General features: G+C 68.2%; 17 protein-coding genes and 1 riboswitch. Of the genes, 16 read left to right on the top strand and 1 reads right to left on the bottom strand.

Translation table 11 applies throughout. From position 1 onward, the window contains the following. The first annotated feature begins 6 nt into the window (after nucleotides 1–6). The 16 genes from ilvC (at nucleotide 7) to G6032_RS04435 (ending at nucleotide 15761) form a co-directional block, all read left to right on the top strand. Nucleotides 7–1017 carry a ketol-acid reductoisomerase gene (ilvC, locus tag G6032_RS04510; protein ID WP_165280953.1) on the top strand — a complete coding sequence of 337 codons (1011 nt, stop codon included), beginning with the start codon at nucleotides 7–9 and terminating at the stop codon, nucleotides 1015–1017. Then, nucleotides 1014–2669, top strand: a complete 1656-nt coding sequence (gene ilvG / locus G6032_RS04505) for an acetolactate synthase 2 catalytic subunit (protein ID WP_165280952.1) — start codon at nucleotides 1014–1016, stop codon at nucleotides 2667–2669. The genes ilvC and ilvG overlap by 4 nt, the downstream gene beginning before the upstream one ends. Next, entirely contained in the window at nucleotides 2666–2941 is a 276-nt protein-coding gene (locus G6032_RS04500) for an ACT domain-containing protein (protein WP_165280951.1), read from the top strand. Before ilvG ends, G6032_RS04500 begins: the two co-directional genes overlap by 4 nt. After that, nucleotides 2935–4059: a threonine dehydratase gene (locus tag G6032_RS04495; RefSeq protein WP_165280950.1), complete on the top strand. Its 1125-nt coding sequence runs from the start codon at nucleotides 2935–2937 to the stop codon at nucleotides 4057–4059. The genes G6032_RS04500 and G6032_RS04495 overlap by 7 nt, the downstream gene beginning before the upstream one ends. Beyond that, on the top strand, nucleotides 4049–5587 hold the full coding sequence (locus G6032_RS04490) for a 2-isopropylmalate synthase (RefSeq protein ID WP_165280949.1): 1539 nt from the start codon (nucleotides 4049–4051) through the stop codon (nucleotides 5585–5587). Before G6032_RS04495 ends, G6032_RS04490 begins: the two co-directional genes overlap by 11 nt. Before the next feature lie 43 nt (nucleotides 5588–5630). Continuing rightward, on the top strand, nucleotides 5631–6596 hold the full coding sequence (locus G6032_RS04485) for a branched-chain amino acid transaminase (protein WP_346763758.1): 966 nt from the start codon (nucleotides 5631–5633) through the stop codon (nucleotides 6594–6596). Between the two features lie 2 nt (nucleotides 6597–6598). Further along, nucleotides 6599–8029, top strand: a complete 1431-nt coding sequence (leuC, locus tag G6032_RS04480) for a 3-isopropylmalate dehydratase large subunit (RefSeq protein ID WP_346763757.1) — start codon at nucleotides 6599–6601, stop codon at nucleotides 8027–8029. Beyond that, nucleotides 8026–8613: a 3-isopropylmalate dehydratase small subunit gene (gene leuD, locus G6032_RS04475; protein WP_206211811.1), complete on the top strand. Its 588-nt coding sequence runs from the start codon at nucleotides 8026–8028 to the stop codon at nucleotides 8611–8613. Before leuC ends, leuD begins: the two co-directional genes overlap by 4 nt. Continuing rightward, nucleotides 8601–9692, top strand: coding sequence for a 3-isopropylmalate dehydrogenase (gene leuB, locus G6032_RS04470; RefSeq protein ID WP_165280946.1), 1092 nt, complete (start codon nucleotides 8601–8603; stop codon nucleotides 9690–9692). The genes leuD and leuB overlap by 13 nt, the downstream gene beginning before the upstream one ends. A 66-nt stretch (nucleotides 9693–9758) precedes the next feature. Then, nucleotides 9759–9888, top strand: a riboswitch (SAM riboswitch). A 123-nt stretch (nucleotides 9889–10011) separates the two neighbouring features. After that, a complete protein-coding gene (gene metB / locus G6032_RS04465) occupies nucleotides 10012–11205 on the top strand; it encodes a cystathionine gamma-synthase (RefSeq protein ID WP_165280945.1) in 1194 nt (397 codons plus the stop codon). Nucleotides 11206–11263: 58 nt separating this feature from the next. After that, entirely contained in the window at nucleotides 11264–12205 is a 942-nt protein-coding gene (locus G6032_RS04460; RefSeq protein ID WP_165280944.1) for an SPFH domain-containing protein, read from the top strand. 27 nt (nucleotides 12206–12232) lie between these two features. After that, nucleotides 12233–12445, top strand: coding sequence for an Arc family DNA-binding protein (locus G6032_RS04455; RefSeq protein WP_165280943.1), 213 nt, complete (start codon nucleotides 12233–12235; stop codon nucleotides 12443–12445). A gap of 39 nt (nucleotides 12446–12484) precedes the next feature. Next, entirely contained in the window at nucleotides 12485–13651 is a 1167-nt protein-coding gene (gene proB / locus G6032_RS04450) for a glutamate 5-kinase (RefSeq protein WP_206211810.1), read from the top strand. Next, entirely contained in the window at nucleotides 13644–14933 is a 1290-nt protein-coding gene (locus G6032_RS04445; RefSeq protein WP_165280942.1) for a glutamate-5-semialdehyde dehydrogenase, read from the top strand. The genes proB and G6032_RS04445 overlap by 8 nt, the downstream gene beginning before the upstream one ends. 68 nt (nucleotides 14934–15001) lie before the next feature. Then, nucleotides 15002–15508, top strand: coding sequence for a peptidylprolyl isomerase (locus G6032_RS04440; RefSeq protein ID WP_165280941.1), 507 nt, complete (start codon nucleotides 15002–15004; stop codon nucleotides 15506–15508). 37 nt (nucleotides 15509–15545) lie between these two features. Further along, complete coding sequence (locus G6032_RS04435) at nucleotides 15546–15761, top strand: hypothetical protein (protein ID WP_165280940.1); 216 nt, start codon at nucleotides 15546–15548, stop codon at nucleotides 15759–15761. Nucleotides 15762–15792: 31 nt separating this feature from the next. Here the strand turns inward: G6032_RS04435 and G6032_RS04430 are convergent, their stop codons facing one another. Further along, complete coding sequence (locus G6032_RS04430; RefSeq protein WP_165280939.1) at nucleotides 15793–16230, bottom strand: host attachment protein; 438 nt, start codon at nucleotides 16228–16230, stop codon at nucleotides 15793–15795. Nucleotides 16231–16428: the final 198 nt, after the last annotated feature.

Raw genomic sequence — 16428 nt, 5'->3', positions numbered from 1 at the left:
AAGGCAATGAATATGAAGATCTACGTCGAATCGGATGTCGAGCAGGGGAATGCCGGGGTGTCCCGCATCGCCGTCATCGGCTATGGCAGCCAGGGCCGTGCCCACGCGCTGAACCTGAAAGACAGCGGTTTCGACGTCACCGTGGGCCTGCGCCCGGGCGGCGCCAGCTGGCAGAAGGCCGAGGCCGACGGCCTGCGCGTGAAGTCGCCGGCCGAGGCGGCCGAGGGCGCGGATATCGTCGCGGTGCTGGTGCCGGACATGGCCGCTCCGGGGGTCTGGCGCGCCATCGAGTCCAGCATCAAGCCCGGCGCGGCGGCCCTGTTCGCGCATGGCTTCAACATCCATTACGGCTCGATCAAGGCGCCGGAGAGCATCGACGTGATTCTCGTCGCGCCCAAGGGGCCGGGAGCCCTGGTGCGCCGCCAGTTCGAGGAAGGCCGCGGCGTGCCCTGCCTCATGGCGGTGGCCCAGGACGCCACGGGGCGCGCGAAGGCGCGGTGCCTGGCCTATGCGCACGGCATCGGAGGGACGCGCGGCGGGGTGCTGGAGACGACCTTCGCCGAGGAGACCGAGACAGACCTGTTCGGCGAGCAGGCGGTGCTGTGCGGCGGCGTCACGGAACTGGTGGTGCAGGGCTTCGAGACCCTCGTGGAAGCCGGCTACCAGCCCGAGGTCGCGTACTTCGAATGCATGCACGAGCTGAAGCTGATCGTCGACCTGCTCCACGAAGGCGGGATGGCGAAGATGCACCAGTTCGTCAGCGACACGGCCAAGTACGGCGACCTCAGCCGGGGGCCGCGGATCGTCAACGAGGAAACCCGGGAGCGCATGCGCGAAGTGCTGGGCGAGATCCGTGACGGCACCTTCGCCCGCGAGTGGCAGGCCGAGCACGAGGCCGGCCTGCCGAACTACAAGGCGATGCTGTCGGCCGACCTGAACCACCCGGTGGAGAAGGTCGGCCGCGAGCTGCGTGCGCGCATGTCCTGGCTGAAGTCGGACAAGCAGGCCGCCGCATGAGCAGCAAGGGCGCAGAACTGGTGGTCCGCGCCCTCGAACAACAGGGCGTCGAGCACATTTTCGGCTACCCGGGCGGCGCCATCATGCCGGTCTACGACGCCCTGCTGAATTCCCCCATCAAGCACATCCTGGCGCGCCACGAGCAGGGTGCGGCGCTCGCCGCCGACGCCTACGCCCGGGTCACGGGGCGCCCTGCGGTCTGCATGGCCACCTCGGGACCGGGCGCCACCAACCTGGTGACGGGGATCGCCAACGCCTTCATGGACTCGGTGCCGCTGGTCATCATCACCGGCCAGGTGCCGACCGTCGTCATGGGCACCGATGCGTTCCAGGAGGTCGACGTGTTCGGCATCACCATGCCGATCGTCAAGCACAGTTTCATCGTGCGGCGCGCAGAGGACATTCCGCGCACCATCGCCCAGGCTTTCCAGATCGCGGCAGAGGGCCGCCCCGGCCCGGTGCTGGTCGATCTGCCCAAGGACATCTCCAACGCCGTTCCCGGCGCCACGTCGATCTTCGAAATGCGCCGCAGCCAGCATGATTCGCCGGATCCCGCGCAGCTGGAAATCGCCCGCGAGCTGATCCGGAACGCAAAGCGGCCGGTGCTCTACGGCGGCGGCGGCATCCCCATGGCCGGGGCCGTGGACGCCTTCCGCGCCTACGCCCGCGCCAGCGGCATCCCGGTGGTCCTGACGCTGAAGGGGCTGGGCTCGGTGCCGACGCGCGACGAGAATTTCCTCGGCATGCTGGGCATGCACGGCAACCGTGCGGCCAACCAGGCGATCCAGGAGTCCGACCTGCTGATCTGCATCGGCGCGCGCTTCGATGATCGTGCCACCGGGCGGCTGGACGGTTTCGCCCCCAAGGCCAGGGTGATCCACATGGATGCGGATCCCAGCGAGATCAACAAGCTGCGTCATGCTGACGCGGGCCTGCTGGGCGACCTGCTGGAATCGCTGGCCGCCATGCCGACGGAGTTGTCGATCGAGCCGTGGCGTCGCTGGTGTGCGGAGCGCAAGGCGGAGCATGCATGGCGCTACGACGCCCCGGGCGAGTACATCTACGTGCCGGACATGCTGCGTCGCCTGACCGACGCGGCGCCGGACGTGACGATCGCCTGCGACGTCGGCCAGCACCAGATGTGGGTGGCGCAGCACTGTCATTTCGATCGTCCCGAGCAGCACCTGACGAGCGCGGGACTGGGCACCATGGGCTACGGCGTGCCCGCCGGCATCGGCGCCTGCCTGGCGCGCCCCGGCGCACGCGTGGTGACGGTCTCGGGCGACGGCTCGATCATGATGAACATCCAGGAGCTTGCGACCATCAAGCGTTACGGCCTCGACCTGAAGATCCTGCTGGTGGACAACTCGTCGCTGGGCATGGTCCGGCAGTGGCAGCAGCTGTTTCACCAGGAGCGCTACAGCGAAGTGGACCTGTCGGACAACCCGGATTTCGTCGAGGTTGCGAAGTCCTTCGGCATCCCGGGCTTTCGCATCACCCGCCGGGACGAGGTCGACGGCGCGATTCGCCGCCTGGTGGAAACCGAGGGGCCGCTGCTGGCCCATGTCTGTATCGATCCGAAGAGCAATGTCTGGCCGCTGGTGCCGCCGGGCCAGAGCAATGACGTCATGATGGAGGAGTTGAGCGCATGAACCACACGCTGCGAATGACCATTCAGAAAGTCGAGGGCGCGATCATTCGGCTGTTGGGACTCATCGAGCGCCGCGGCTTCTCGGTGACGGGAATGAACGCGCACGCCGACGAGGCGGCCCAGCGGGTGGAGATCACGGTGCATGTGAACTCCTCGGGCCGCTCCATCGAGACGCTGGCGAAACAGATCGAAAAACTCTACGACGTGCACAGCGTCGCCTGTCTGACGGCTGCCGAGCCGCGGCCCGTATTGAAGGAGAGCGTCGCATGTTGACCAATGGATCCCTTGCCCTCGAGAGTCTCGAGGGCGACACGCCGCGGGAGACCCCCTTGTCTGCCGTACCCGCGCGGGCCCAGGCCCGCGAGTTGTCGGTCAAGCTGGACGATGTCCAGCAAGCCATGCTGGTCGTGAAGGAACACCTGGCGCCGACCCCACTGGTGAGCCACCCCTTGCTCAACAGCCGGGTCGGCTGTGACGTGTTCGTCAAGCTGGAGAACACCCAGAGCATCGGCTCGTTCAAGATCCGCGGCGGGTTGAACCTGCTCGCGCGGATGTCGGCGGAAGATCGCGCGCTCGGCCTTGTGACGGCGACCCGCGGCAATCACGGCCAGTCCATCGCCCAGGCCTGCAGGCTGCACGGGGCCCGCTGCACGATCTTCGTCCCGCGCGGCAACAACCCGGACAAGAACGCCGCCATGGCGGCGATGGGCGCGCACGTCATCGAGGTCGGGCACGATTTCGACGCGGCGATGATGGCCGCGGAGAAATACGCGGCGCGCACCGGCTCGAGGCTGGTGCATCCGGCACGCGACCTCGACCTGGTCGCGGGCGTGGGCACGATCGCGCTGGAGATGCTCGAACAGGCCGGCGGGGAGCTGGATGCCGTGTTCGTCCCGGTGGGCGGGGGGAGTATCGCGGCAGGCATGTCCGTGGTGATGAACGCGCTCAGCCCGCGCACCCGCGTGATCGGCGTGTCGGCGGAGAACGCCCCGGCCATGCACCATGCGTGGCACACCGGTGAATACCACCCCTTCGCCGCCACCGAGACGCTGGCCGACGGCCTCGCCGTGCGCGTCCCGGTGGACACGACGCTGGAGATCATGCGCCCGCTGCTGGACGGCATGGTGCTGGTGTCCGAGAGGGAGATCCAGGGCGCCATCCGCGCCTATGCGGAAACCATCCACCAGATGGCGGAGGGCGCGGCCGCCGCGGCGCTGGCCGCCGCGATCCGCCACGGGGAGTCGTTCCTCGGCCAGCGGGTCGGCGTCGTCCTGACGGGCGGCAACATCGACGCCGCGACCCTGCTGGGCGCGCTCGCCGGGGAGCGTCCCCGCCACGAGCCGCAGGCGATGCCGTATTTCCCGATCGGCGAGCTGTCCTATGGATACTGACATTGATCGGCTGATCGTATTCGACACCACGCTGCGCGACGGCGAGCAGGCGCCGGGCTGCAGCATGACCGATCGCGAGAAGGTGCGCGTGGCCCGTGCGCTTGCCGAGCTGGGCGTGGACGTCATCGAGGCGGGCTTCCCGGCGGCCTCGGACGGCGACTTCGAGTCTGTCAGGCTGGTGGCCCGCACGGTGCGGGGACCGATCATCTGCGGCCTGGCGCGCTGCGGCGGCAAGGATATCGAGCGCGCCTGGCAGGCATTGCAGGAGGCGGAACGCGCCCGGCTGCATGTCTTCATCGCCACCAGCCCGATCCACCGCCAGTTCAAGCTGGGCCTCAGCCGCGACGAGGTCCTGCGGCGAGCGGTCGAGGGCGTCCGGGCGGCCCGGGCCCTGTGCGCGGATGTCGAGTTCTCGGCCGAGGATGCGGCGCGCACGGAACCGGAATACCTCGCCGACGTCATCGCGGCGGTGATCGATGCAGGGGCGACCACGGTGAATATTCCCGACACGGTCGGCTACGCGGTGCCGGCGGAGTTCGCGGAGCGCATCGCCTACCTGCGTGAGAACGTCAGCGGCATCGAGCGCGCCGTGATCAGCGTGCACTGTCACGATGATCTCGGCATGGCGGTGGCGAACAGCCTCGCCGCCGTGCAGGCCGGCGCGCGCCAGGTCGAGTGCACCATCAACGGCATCGGCGAACGCGCCGGCAATTGCGCGCTCGAGGAAGTCGTGATGGCGGTGCGGACCCGGGCGGATCGCATGCCGGTGCGCACGGGCATCGACACGCGCCGGCTGGCTGCCACGAGCCGCCTGGTGGCGGCCGTCACGGGTGTCGCCGTGCCGCGCAACAAGGCCGTGGTGGGCGAGAACGCGTTCGCCCACGAGGCGGGTATCCACCAGCACGGCATGCTGCGCAACCAGGAGACCTACGAGATCATGCGCCCCGAAGACGTGGGTCTCGGGGGCAGCCGCCTCGTGCTGGGCAAGCACAGCGGCCGGCACGCCTTCCGCAGTCGTGTCGAGGCGCTCGGCCTGGCGCTGGACGAGGCGGAGCTCGACCGGGCCTTCATCGCCTTCAAGACGCTCGCGGATCGCAAGAAGGAAATCTTCGACGCCGACATCGAGGCTCTCGTGCTGCGCTCGGACGAAACCGGGCACGGGCCCTGGTCGCTGGCGGCGTTGCGGATCCGCTCCGGCGACGGGGCGCGCGCGTTCGCGGAAGTCGAATTGCAACATGTCGAGGGCACGGCCCGCCGTGAAAGTGCCAGCGGGGACGGCCCGGTCGAGGCCGCGTTCCGCGCCATCGAACGCGCGACGGGTATCGAGGCCGAACTGAAGAGCTTCGATATCCGCAACGTCACGGTGGGCGAGGACGCCCAGGGCGAGGCCGTCGTGACCATCGCGCAGGGTGGGCGCATCTGGCAGGGCAAGGGCTTCGACACCGATATCATCCAGGCCAGCGCGCTGGCTTTCCTGCAGGCCGTGAACCGGATCTGCGCCCGCCAGGGCGCGGATGCGGCGGCCTGAAGCATTTATCCATAACGATTGGCTCAGCCAACGGAGTATTAAAGTGGCGTCTCAGTTTCCCCGTTACATCTGGCAGAACGGCAGGCTGGTTCCCGGCGAAAATGCCACCACCCACGTGTTGTCCCACGCCTTGCATTACGGCTCGTCCGTATTCGAGGGTGTGCGCGTCTACAAGACGCCGGAGGGGTCGAGATCCTTCCGCCTGCGTGAGCACATCACGCGGCTGTTCAACTCCGCCAAGCTGTATCACATCGAGATCCCTTACACCCCTGCCGAGATCGAAGCGGCCTGCAACGAAGCCGTACTCGCCAACGATCTCGACAACGGCGCCTACATCCGCCCGGTGGTGTTCCGCGGTTTCGCCGGGCTCGGGCTGACCGCACCGGCGGGCTCGCCGGTCGAAGTGGCGATCGCCGCCATCCAGTGGGGCGCCTATCTCGGCGCCGAGGGCCTGCGCAATGGCGTAGATGTCTGCGTCTCGTCATGGCAGCGTGTGGCGCCGAACACGATCCCCGCAGGCGCCAAGGCGGCGGGCGGCTACCTGTCCAGCCAGCTGATCAGCATGGAGGCGAAGCGCAACGGCTACGCCGAGGGCATCGGCCTGACCACGGACGGCATGGTGGGCGAGGGCGCCGGGGAGAACCTGTTCGTGGTGAAGGACGGCAGGATCTACACGCCGCCCGCCGCCTGTTCGATTCTCGCGGGGATTACGCGGGACACCGTGATCACCCTGGCGCGCGCCGCCGGCTTCGAGGTGCACGAACAGCCGATACCGCGCGAGATGCTGTATTTCGCCGACGAGCTGTTCTTCTCGGGGACGGCCGCCGAGGTGACGCCGATCCGCTCCGTGGATCGCATCCAGATCGGCACAGGGTCCCGCGGCCCGGTCACCGAGGTGATGCAGGATCGTTTCTTCGGCCTGTTTTCCGGCAAGACTCGCGACGAGTGGGGCTGGCTGCAGCCGCTGACGACCCCGATGGAGACGCCGGTGGCGTCGGTGGCGGTATGACGGTGGAAGTCGATGTAGCGCCGCGCACGCTGTTCCAGAAGGTCTGGGACCGCCACATCGTCGTGCCGGAGACGACCGACACGCCGGCGGTGCTGTATGTCGATCTTCACCTCGTGCACGAAGTGACGTCGCCGCAGGCCTTCACGGTGCTGCGTGAGCGCGGCCTCAAATTGCGCCGGCCGGAGCGCACGCTCGCGACCGTCGATCACTCCGTGCCGACGGATGCGGCAAGCTGGAGCGCGGGGCTCGGCGATATGGATCCGGCTGCGCGCCACCAGGTGCGGATGCTCGGGGACAACTGCGGGCGCTCGGGCGTGCGGCTGTTCGGCGTCAACAGTCGCCGGCGGGGAATCGTGCACGTCATCGGCCCGGAGCAGGGCGCGACCCAGCCGGGCATGACCATCGTCTGCGGCGACAGCCACACGACGACGCACGGCGCTTTCGGCGCCTTGGCGTTCGGCATAGGCACGACGGAGGTCGGCCACGTGCTGGCGACGCAGTGCATCCTGCAGCGACGCCCGAAGACCTTCCTCGTCGAACTCGAAGGCCGTCGTCCGCCGGGCGTGACGGCCAAGGACGTCATCCTGGCGGTGATCGGCCGGGTCGGCGTCGGCGGCGGCACCGGCCATGTCATGGAATTCCGCGGCGCGGCCGTCACCGCGATGTCGATGGACGAGCGCATGACCCTCTGCAACATGGCCATCGAGGCGGGGGCCCGGGCCGGCATGGTCGCGCCGGACGATACGACGTTCGAGTACCTCGCCGGTCGCCCGATGGCGCCGGCCGGCGCCGACTGGGACCGGGCGGTGGCCGACTGGCGCAGCCTCGCCTCGGATCCGGGCGCGCATTACGACAAGCAGGTCACAGTGGATGTGGCCGGCCTCGAACCGCAGATCACCTGGGGCACGGATCCCGGCATGGTGATGCCGATCAGCGGGATTATTCCCGAGCCCGCCGGGGCCGGGCATCGCAAGGCGCTGGAGTACATGGGCCTGCGCGCGGGCATGCCGATCGCCGGAAGGCCGATCGATGTCGTGTTCATCGGCAGCTGCACCAATTCGCGTCTCAGCGACCTGCGCGAGGCCGCGGCGGTGTTGCGCGGCCGGCGCGTGGCGCGCGGGGTACGCGCGCTGGTGGTCCCCGGCAGCCAGGAGACGCGGCTGCTGGCGGAGGCCGAGGGCCTGGACGAGGTGTTCATCGAGGCGGGCGCGGAATGGCACCAGTCGGGCTGTTCGCTGTGCATCGCGATGAACGGCGATCGCGCCGGCGCGGGCCAGTACGTCGTCAGCACCAGCAACCGCAATTTCGAGGGCCGCCAGGGCCAGGGCGCGCGCACCCTGCTCGCCAGTCCGGCGACCGCCGCCGCAGCAGCCGTGGCCGGGGTCGTCGCGGACCCGCGCACGCTGGACGACAGAGAGAGGCGCATCGCATGATCGAACCGTTTTCCGTGCTGCGATCCCGCACCGCCGTGCTCCCGGTGGAGAACGTCGATACCGACCAGATCATCCCGGCGCGTTTCCTCACCACGACCCAGCGCAGCGGCCTCGGCCGGCACCTGTTCGCGGACTGGCGCCGCGACGCCGGGAACCAGCCGCGCACGGATTTCGTGCTGAACCGTCCGGATACCGCGGGCGCTAGGATTCTCGTCGCCGGGCACAATTTCGGCTGTGGCTCCTCGCGGGAGCACGCGCCGTGGGCCCTGCTCGATTACGGTTTCCGTGTCGTGATCAGCACGGGCATCGCCGACATCTTCAGGAGCAACGCCCTGCGCAACGGCCTGCTCGCCATCGAGCTCGACGGCGACAGCCACGCCTGGCTGCTGGCCAATCCCGGCGCCGAGCTCGGTGTCGACCTGCGCAGCTGCGAGCTGCAGTTTCCCACGGGCGAAGTCGCCTCTTTCGAGGTGGAGCCCTTCGCCCGCCACTGCATGCTCCACGGGGTCGATCCGCTCGGCTGGCTGATCAGCCGCGAGGCGGATATCGCCCGCTTCGAGGAGGCGCGCGCATGCCGGGCGTGATCACGCTGCTGCCCGGGGACGGCGTCGGTCCGGAAGTCGTCGCGGGCGCGCGCACCGTGCTCGATGCCGTATCGCGACGCTTCGGCCACCAGTTCGAGTTCCGCGAAGCCGACATCGGCGGTTGCGCCATCGATGCCGGCGGCACGCCGCTGCCCGCCGAGACGTTGTCCGCCTGCCTGTCAGCCGACGGCGTGCTGCTCGGTGCAGTCGGCGGCCCGCAGTGGTCCGACCCGGCCGCGAGAGTGCGCCCCGAGCAGGGGCTGCTGGAACTGCGGCGGGCGATGGGAGTGTTCGCCAACCTGCGTCCCGTCGCCACGCATCCGGCCCTGTACGCGGCCTCGCCCCTGAAGGACCGCCTGCTCGCCGGGGTCGATATCCTGTTCGTCCGCGAACTCACCGGCGGCATCTATTTCGGCGACAAGACGCGCTCCGCCGATTCGGCCTCGGACCTGTGCAGCTATTCCCGCGAAGAAATCGAGCGCGTCGTGCGCCTGGCGTGCCGGCTTGCCAGCGGGCGCGGCGGTCACGTGACGTCCGTCGACAAGGCCAACGTACTGGAGACTTCGCGTCTCTGGCGCGAGACCGCCACGCGTGTCGCGAGGGATGAGTTTCCCGGGATCCGCCTGGAGCACGCCCTCGTGGATGCCGCGGCAATGCAGCTCATCCAGCAGCCGGCACGCTTCGACGTGGTCGTGACGGAAAACATGTTCGGCGACATTCTCACCGACGAGGCCTCGGTCATCACCGGCTCCATCGGCATGCTGCCGTCCGCGTCGCTGGCCGATTCCGGACCGGGGCTCTACGAGCCCATCCACGGTTCGGCGCCCGATATCGCCGGCCGCGGGATCGCCAACCCCTGCGGGGCGATCCTGAGCGCCGCGATGATGCTGCGCCATTCGCTCGGTCTCGAGGCCGAGGCGGCCGCGGTCGAGCAGGCGACCTGGGAGACGGTCGCCCGGGGGATCGGCACGGCTGATCTCGTGGCGCCGGGTGCGCCCGCGATCACGACCCGCGACATGGCGGCGACCATCGCCGCCGCACTGGACGACGACGCCGCGGTCCGCCGCGCCATCGCCTGAACGCCCGACGGGCTCACCAGGCACCAGAGGAAACAGTAAACCGCAAAAAACATACAGCAGCTGCAGCACTCATCGAGACCGGCGGAGGGACAGGCCCGACGATGCCGGGGCAACCTGCGGAACACGTTCCGCACTGGTGCCAAGTCCTGCGGGGAGCGCCACGGTCGAAACCGAGGCGGTCACCGGGAGATGGGTTGCCGGACGGCTCCGCCCGCCAGGCGAGGGGCAGGAGCACAGGCGATTCTTTCACCGGCGTTCTCCGCAGGGTCACCCGGGCCCTGAACGACGCGTATTTAAAGAGCAACATGGAGAACCTGGAATGAAGACACCCGCAACGGCGACGCGCGCCGTACGCACCGGCCTCGGCCGCGACGCCGAACACGGCGCCGTCGTGGCGCCGATCCACCTGAGTTCGAACTTCACCTTCGCCGGCTATGGCGACAAGCGGCGCTACGACTACACGCGCTCGGGCAACCCGACACGCGATGCGCTCGGCGAAGCGCTGGCCGGCCTCGAGGGCGGGGCCGGCAGCGTCGTCACGTGTTCGGGCATGGCGGCGATCACGCTGATCTGCCAGTTGCTCGAGCCGCACGACCTGTTGCTGGCGCCGCACGACTGTTATGGCGGGACTCATCGGCTGTTGTCTTCCCTGGCGGCCCGGGGACAGTTTCGCGTCACTTTCGTCAACCAGTCCGACGATTCATCGCTGGCCGAAGCGTTTGCCGCGCAGCCGCGCATGATCCTGGTCGAGACGCCGAGCAACCCCTTGCTGCGGATCACCGACCTCGATGCCGTTGGCCGGTTGTGCGCGGAGTCGGGCACGCTTTTCGTCGCGGACAACACGTTTCTGTCCCCCGGCTGGCAGCGTCCCATGGCGCACGGCGCGGACATCGTCCTGCACTCCACTACGAAGTACCTGAATGGCCACAGCGACGTGGTCGGCGGCGCGGTGGTTGCCCGGACCCGGGAGTTGCATGAGCGGCTCGACTGGTGGGCGAATTGCCTCGGGCTCACCGGTGCGCCGTTCGACAGCTTCATGACTTTGCGCGGCATCCGCACGCTGCATGCGCGGCTGCGCAGTCATGGAGAGAATGCCGGGGTGCTGGCAGAGTTGCTGTGCGGACATGCCGCCGTGAGCCGCGTCCACTATCCCGGGCTGCCCGGGCATCCGGGGCACGACGTGGCTCGCCGGCAACAGTCCGGGTTCGGCGGCATGCTCAGCTTCGAACTGGCGGGCGGCGAGCCCGCGGTGCGCGCTTTCCTGGACGGTCTCGAGCTGTTTTTCCTCGCCGAGTCGCTGGGTGGGGTCGAGAGCCTGGTCGCGCATCCGGCGTCCATGACGCATGCCGCCATGGATCCGGAAGCGCGCTGCGTCGCCGGCATCAGCGACGCCCTGTTGCGGTTGTCGGTCGGAATAGAGGACGCCGCGGACCTGGCGGCCGACCTCGAGGCGGCGCTGGAGCGCGCGCTCGGCGCTACGGAGAGGCCACTGGCGGCCGTGGCGGCAGGCTAGTACCCTTGATAACAGAGTGATATCATACTGACATCACCGGCTCATCGAGGGAAAAGCCATGGTTCAGGAAAGAGAATATCGCCCGCTGTCGGGCTGGTTGCCGCTGGTCGTCACCGCCGCGCTGCTGGTCGGCGGTCCCTGGTACTTCTTCCATGCCCTGCAGGCTGGCGCCTCCGGCTGGCACATCGCGAGCAGCCTGGTGATGTTGACGATCGGGTTCGCCATGGGCTTCGGCTTCATGGCGATCGCGCCAAATGATTCCCGTGTGCTGCTGCTGTTCGGCGAGTACAAGGGCTCGGTGCGTGCGTCCGGCTTTTTCTGGGTCAATCCCTTCTTCAGCAAGAAGAAGCTGTCGCTGCGCGTACGCAACTTCGAAACCGGCGCTCTTTCGACCCCGGAGAAGAAGGACGCCGCCGGCAAGATCGTGCAGGAGAAGACCAGGACGCACGGCCGGCCCTCCAAGGTCAACGATCGCGACGGCAATCCCATCGACATTTCCGCCGTGGTGGTCTGGCGCGTGGTCAACACCGTCGAGGCGCTGTTCGAAGTCGACGACTACGAGGACTTCGTTGCCGTGCAGAGCGAGGCCGCGCTACGCATTATGGCGAGCCGTTATCCCTATGACAGCGAGGATCACGAGATCTCGCTGCGCGGAGACACCAACAAGATCTCCGCACAGTTGCGCCAGGACATCCAGGAGCGGCTCGACAAGGCCGGTGTCGAGGTGATCGAGGCCCGCATCAGTCACCTTGCGTACGCCTCCGAGATCGCGGCGGCGATGCTGCAACGCCAGCAGGCGCAAGCCGTGGTTGCGGCGCGCACCAAGATCGTCGAGGGCGCGGTCGGGATGGTGCAGATGGCGCTCGACCACCTGGCGCGCGACCAGGTCGTGGAACTCGACGACGAGCGCCGTGCCGCGATGGTATCGAACCTGCTGGTGGTCCTGTGCAGCGACCGGCACACGCAGCCCGTGGTGAACACCGGCACGCTCTACAACTAGCCCGCACAGCGGGGAGCAAGCCGAGCCTTGGCCAAGCGCGACGCCTTTCTGTTGCGGATCGATCCGGAGATCCTTGCTGCCATGCGGCGCTGGGCCGAAGACGACCTGCGCAGCCTGAATGCCCAGATCGACTATGTGCTCCGGCAGAGTCTGCGTGATGCCGGCCGGATGCCCGCGCCGGGCAGCAAGGCGCGGGACCGGAACGCCGGGACGGGCGGCAGGAAATCCGGCCTGGACTGAGGTCGCCGCCAGGGCTTCACATGATGTGTCGCAGCGGTCATGCTGTCGGCCAAGATGACGAGAGATCCAGCGGACAATGCGCCCAGCCGCATCGCGGCAGCCAGGCGGATCGTGATCAAGATCGGCTCGGCGCTGCTCGTCGAGCGCGACAGCGGACGGCTCGACGCTGCATGGTTCGACAGCCTCGTCAGTGATATCGCCGCACTCCGGCGACGCGGCCAGGAAGTGCTCGTCGTGTCCTCCGGTGCCATCGCCCTGGGGCGCCGGCACCTCGGCCTGCGCAGCGGGCCGTTGCGCCTCGAAGAAAGCCAGGCGGCGGCCGCGGCCGGGCAGATCCGCCTCGCACATGCCTGGCAGTCCGCCCTGGCGGGCTACGAGATTCCGGTCGCGCAAATCCTGCTGACGCTCGGCGACACCGAGGAGCGCCGCCGCTACCTCAATGCGCGCGGCACGCTGGAAACCCTGCTGTCGCTGGGCGCGGTGCCGGTCATCAACGAGAACGACACGGTGGCGACGGAAGAGATCCGCTATGGCGACAATGACCGGCTCGCGGCGCGGGTGGCGCAGATGATCAGCGCCGATTGCCTCCTCCTGCTATCCGATGTGGACGGCCTGTACACGGCGGACCCGGCCCGCGTGCCGACCGCCCAGCGGCTGGCCGAGGTCCGTGCCGTGACGCCGGACATCGAGGCCATGGCCGGCGCCGCCGCGACCGAGTTCGGCTCCGGGGGGATGGTCACCAAGGTGGCGGCCGGACGGATCGCCTTGTCCGCCGGATGCCACATGGCGATCGCCTCGGGCCGCGTCCTGCACCCGGTGCGCGCTCTCGAGACGGGTGCGTCCTGCACATGGTTCATCGCCTCGGCCAATCCCGCCCGGGTGCGCAAGCAGTGGATCGCCGGCTCTTTGCAGCCGCGCGGTGAGATCGTGGTCGACGACGGCGCAGCCGCTGCACTGGCGGCCGGCAAGAGCCTGTTGCCGGCGGGGGTGGTGCGCGTCAGCGGTGATTTCAGGCGCGGCGACGCCGTACTGATCCGCGACCTGCGCGACCAGGTCCTGGCGCACGGCCTCTCGGCCTACGATTCGTCCGATGCGGCCCGCATCGTCGGCCTGCGCAGCCATGCAATCGAAGCCGTGCTCGGCTATCGTGGGCGGGAGGAACTGGTGCACCGGAACGACATGGCGATGGTGAGTCCGCATGGTTGACCTGATGGCGCGCGAAGACGAAGCCGACATCGAGCGCATGATGTCCGCGCTCGGCCGGCAGGCGCGTGCCGCCACCGCGAGTCTCGCCCGGGCGCCCGGCAAGGCGCGCGATGCCGCCCTGGAGGGTGCCGCCCGCATCATTCGCGAGCGCGCCCCGGGAATCCTCGCCGCCAATGCACAGGACATGGAACGCGCCGCCGCACGCGGCTTGTCGGGGGCCCTGCTGGACCGCCTGGCGCTGGACGAAGACCGCGTGGACGCCATGGCGCGCGGCATCGAAGGGATCAGGGCCTTGCCCGACCCGCTCGGCCGGGTGCTGGCCGAGTGGACTCGCCCGAACGGCCTGGTGATCCGGCGCGTGAGCGTGGCGCTCGGCGTGATCGGCATCATCTACGAGAGCCGGCCGAACGTCACCGCGGATGCCGGCGCACTGTGCCTGAAGTCCGGCAACGCGGTCATCCTGCGCGGCGGCTCGGAGAGCTTTGCTTCCAGCGAAGCGATTCATGGCTGCCTCGCCGACGCGCTGTCCGATGCCGGACTGCCGCGCGAGGCGATCCAGATGGTCCCCACCCGCAGTCGCGCCGCGGTAGGCCAGCTGCTCGGCGGCCTGGGCGGCTGTGTCGACGTCGTCGTGCCGCGCGGCGGTCGCAGCCTGATCGAACGCGTGCAGCGCGACGCGCGCGTCCCCGTCATCGGCCACCTCGAAGGCATCTGCCACGTGTTCGTGGAGCGTGGCGCCGATCTCGAGATGGCACGGTCGATCGTGCTGAACTCGAAGCTGCGCCGCACGGGGATCTGCGGCGCGGCGGAGACCCTGCTGGTCGATCGGGGTTGCGCGGCGACGCATCTCCGCCCGCTCGTGACGGCGCTGCTGGACGGGGGGTGCGCCGTGCGGGGCGATGCGGCGACCCGTGAGGCGGACCCGCGGGTCACGCCAGCCACCGAGGCCGACTGGCGTACCGAGTATCTCGACGCGGTGATTTCCGTCCGCGTCGTCGATGATCTCGAAGCGGCGGTACGGCATATCAACAAGTACGGCTCCGGCCACACGGAATCCATCGTGACCGCCAGCGCCTCGGCCGCGGCGCGGTTCCTCGCGGAGGTGGACAGCGCCATCGTCGTGCATAACGCCTCGACGCAGTTCGCGGACGGCGGGGAATTCGGCATGGGCGCGGAGATCGGGATCTCCACCGGGCGGGTTCATGCGCGTGGCCCGGTCGGCGCCGAGCAGCTGACGAGCTTCAATTACCGGGTCTCCGGTTCAGGCCAGGTTCGCTCCTAGGCGGGGGCGGCTTGCAGTATGTGCTAGGCTGGAGAGACCCCAATACGCATTCCCCCGGAGGAAAGGCATTGCGCAACGCCGTTGTCGCCGCGCTCGCGGCTGTGAGTTTCTTGTTCAATTTTGTAGCGCCTGCGCAGGCGCAGGAGGATGACGCAGTGATCCAGGACGGCAGCACCGTCAGCATCGAATACACCCTCAAGCTCGCTGACGGGTCCACCGCGGACACGAATGTCGGCGGCGAGCCGCTGGTCTACGTGCAAGGTGAGAAGCAGATCCTGCCCGCGCTCGAGGAAAAGCTCCTCGGCATGAAGGCAGAGGAGACCCGCGAGGTGACCTTGGAGCCCGAACAGGGCTACGGCCCGGTCCAGCCCGAGGGGATCCAGACCGTACCACTCGACATCATTCCGGAAGATGCGCGCCACGAAGGCGCCAGGCTGGTGGGGCAGGGCGCCCAGGGCGAGCCGATCCATGCCATGGTGAAGGAAGTGAAAGAGGACAGTGCGGTCGTCGATCTCAATCACCCGCTGGCGGGCGAAGTGCTGCATTTCGATATCAAGGTCGTGAAGGTCGAGTAATTTCGGCCCGGCCAACAGATGTTCGGGGAGCCGACAGATGAAACGCTGGAAGGATATCGCCGAGGCGATCAAGGATCTCCAGGACCAGGGCCAGCTCGACATCTTTGTCGGCGAGCACTCGGTCACCTTCGAGATCAGCGTGGATGACCAGGGCGTCTACATGACGATCTGTCCGCATTGCATCGGAGAGGCGGTCAATCTCGCCCTCGGCGGCGAGGAGCAGAGCGCCCCCCCGGATTGCGAATTGCACTGAGCAACGGCGCGCCTCGGCGGCGCGCCGGTGCTCAGATCCTGTAGGGCAGCACCGCGCGAACGGCCTCAGGATCGGCATCGGCGAGGTTCTTGGCGATTTCGGTGCTGAGGCGCTGGTGGGTGGCGGAAGACAGCGCCGGGCGGAGGTGACCGAGGAAACTCGGGTCCGAGACCAGCACCAGCCTGTCGAATGCGTCCTGCTTGCGGCCGTTCTCGATCGTCGTCGCCACTTTCTTGGCGAACCGTATCGTTTCCTGCTCGACGGGATCGATGCCCTGGCTCATGGCGTGCCGGCCCTGGCCCGCGCTGTCGAATGCGCGGCCGGGCCGGTCCGTGTTGATGTCGCGCGCCGGCGTATCGGCTTCGCTGTTCTCGAGTTGCTCCACCTGCTGCAAGGGGCCGTTGTGTTTTTCCTGCGTAAATATCCGGCATTTGCTGCTCGAAGCGACGACCACCCAGACCTTCTTCATAGCGTTCCTCACTTCGTGCTGCACTCGATTTCAGCGTAGTTATCCGGGGGCGCGATTTCCACCCGGGCAAGTGTGACGCGGTTCCTGCAGCATCCCGGCATGGTCTTGTAATCTTCAGCGATGATGTCCAGAATGCCTGTGCGAAAAGAGTTCGCTAGGAACAATGACTTACAGACGCTACTTAAGGCCCTGCATTTG

This window comes from Wenzhouxiangella sp. XN24, assembly GCF_011064545.1.
Lineage (GTDB): Bacteria > Pseudomonadota > Gammaproteobacteria > Steroidobacterales > XN24 > XN24.
This window is presented reverse-complemented; position numbering and strand designations above follow the sequence as displayed.

Coding starts and splice junctions, on each gene's coding strand:
- metB (WP_165280945.1), top strand. CDS start 10,012: ATGAAGACACCCGCAACGGCGACGCGCGCCGTACGCACCGGCCTCGGC.
- G6032_RS04435 (WP_165280940.1), top strand. CDS start 15,546: ATGAAACGCTGGAAGGATATCGCCGAGGCGATCAAGGATCTCCAGGAC.
- ilvC (WP_165280953.1), top strand. CDS start 7: ATGAATATGAAGATCTACGTCGAATCGGATGTCGAGCAGGGGAATGCC.
- G6032_RS04490 (WP_165280949.1), top strand. CDS start 4,049: ATGGATACTGACATTGATCGGCTGATCGTATTCGACACCACGCTGCGC.
- G6032_RS04460 (WP_165280944.1), top strand. CDS start 11,264: ATGGTTCAGGAAAGAGAATATCGCCCGCTGTCGGGCTGGTTGCCGCTG.
- proB (WP_206211810.1), top strand. CDS start 12,485: ATGCTGTCGGCCAAGATGACGAGAGATCCAGCGGACAATGCGCCCAGC.
- leuD (WP_206211811.1), top strand. CDS start 8,026: ATGATCGAACCGTTTTCCGTGCTGCGATCCCGCACCGCCGTGCTCCCG.
- G6032_RS04500 (WP_165280951.1), top strand. CDS start 2,666: ATGAACCACACGCTGCGAATGACCATTCAGAAAGTCGAGGGCGCGATC.
- leuB (WP_165280946.1), top strand. CDS start 8,601: ATGCCGGGCGTGATCACGCTGCTGCCCGGGGACGGCGTCGGTCCGGAA.
- ilvG (WP_165280952.1), top strand. CDS start 1,014: ATGAGCAGCAAGGGCGCAGAACTGGTGGTCCGCGCCCTCGAACAACAG.
- G6032_RS04430 (WP_165280939.1), bottom strand. CDS start 16,230: ATGAAGAAGGTCTGGGTGGTCGTCGCTTCGAGCAGCAAATGCCGGATA.
- G6032_RS04445 (WP_165280942.1), top strand. CDS start 13,644: ATGGTTGACCTGATGGCGCGCGAAGACGAAGCCGACATCGAGCGCATG.
- G6032_RS04495 (WP_165280950.1), top strand. CDS start 2,935: ATGTTGACCAATGGATCCCTTGCCCTCGAGAGTCTCGAGGGCGACACG.